The following is a 1,634-nucleotide window of genomic DNA, read 5'->3' as shown; positions in this document are numbered from 1 at the left end:
ATTTAAAATTAAAACAGAGGGATTGAATGAGACTTTTAAAGTTATTAAAGATCAATTCGAATATAAAGATACTCTTAAGTATGTTTATGATTTCGATATTATTTTCTTGTAAGGATAAGCAGGGCCCGGGAATGGAATCTTGGTTGTGGGTTTTAAATCCTGTTCAATTGGATAGTAAGGCGCTTTCTGAAAGGACGTATACGTCAGATGGTAGGATAACATTTGCGAAGTTCAATTCGGATCTAGTTCCTTATTCACGTAAACAAGCACCTGAAGTTCTTAAGACGTATTTGCAATTACCCTTAAGTTCTGAAGCTACATTCTTGCGTTCGGCTCGTGTAGGTGATTTTGATCAGGATCGTTTTCAGCAGAGATATAAAGGTGTTAGAGTAGAGAATGGAATTTATACAGTGGTCTCAAAAGAGAATACGATAGAATTGATGATGGGTGAATTTTACCAAGTTCCAGAGAATTTTAATTCCTCTCCTAAGCTATCCGAGTCAGAAGCACTTTCAAAGACTTTAAAACATATCGGAGCTAAGAAGTATATTTGGGAATCTGTTGAACGAGAAGCAGCATTGAAACGTAAGAAAAATGATCCAAATGCAAGTTATTTTCCGAAGGGAGAACTATTAGTTTATGAACATTCATTAGGAAAATCCAATACTAAAAAAGAGTTTCGATTGGCTTATAAATTTGGTATAGCCTCGATAGATCCACCAATATCGAGATACGTGTATGTGGATTCTAACTCTGGGGAAATTCTATCCAGTAAAGATGCTAGAAGATACGAAGCGGGTGGAGGAGATACAATTCCAACGACTCCACCAACTCCTCCGGATACAAATTACGGAATTTGTTTTCCGGATCAAACTCCTTGTATCAAACAAGGATCAGCGTCTACTCGTTTTAGCGGAGTGAAAACGATTACAACTTATACTGCAGGAGAAGAAAATCATTATGAACTGAAGGATTATTCGAGAGGTAAAGGAATCATTACGTATTCTTGGGAATTTATAGAAGATCCATTTATGGGTATTTATTTATTGAATGTTCCCATTGTTGATATTAATAACGGTTGGACGAAATTTGAATATCATGACGATTATAATCATGATGCATTATTGGATGCACATTGGGGAATTGAAATGACGTATGATTATTTCAAATCCGTTCATAATCGGTTGAGTTATGATGGAAATGATAGCAAAGTAGTGAATAACGTGCACTATTTTAATATTTTCGTAGGTAATAATGCATACTGGGATCCTATGACAGAGGAAATCTATTATATATACTGTCCTCATAACAGTAGTACATGCAAAAGTCTTAATTTACCTATTATTTTAGACCCTACATATGAAGATTTTACTTCTTTGGATATTGTATCTCATGAATTTGGACATGGTATCAACGGGGATCTTGCAGGTTTTAATCTTGATATGGAGCCAGGCGCTCTCGATGAAGGTTTTAGCGATATTTGGAATGTTGGTGTAAATAACTACGTAAATAAAGTTTTAGGAATGCAAAAGAATATTTGGTTAGTAGGAGATGAAACGGTTCCGGGAGGAGGAATGCGTTCTGTGTCAAATCCAAAATCTACTACAGTAATGTCCCCTGGGCCAAATACGTAT

1 protein-coding gene is annotated in these 1,634 nt (G+C 35.7%); it reads left to right on the top strand.

The genetic code is table 11. From position 1 onward, the window contains the following. Positions 1-26 precede the first annotated feature (26 nt). The coding region (locus BW942_RS20675) for a M4 family metallopeptidase (RefSeq protein WP_170870533.1) at positions 27-1,634 on the top strand (1,608 nt) is incomplete at its 3' end.

This window comes from Leptospira interrogans, assembly GCF_900156205.1.
In the GTDB taxonomy this organism is placed as follows: Bacteria; Spirochaetota; Leptospiria; order Leptospirales; family Leptospiraceae; genus Leptospira; species Leptospira interrogans.
Note: the sequence above shows the minus strand (reverse complement) of the source record. Positions and strands in the feature narration are given on the sequence as shown.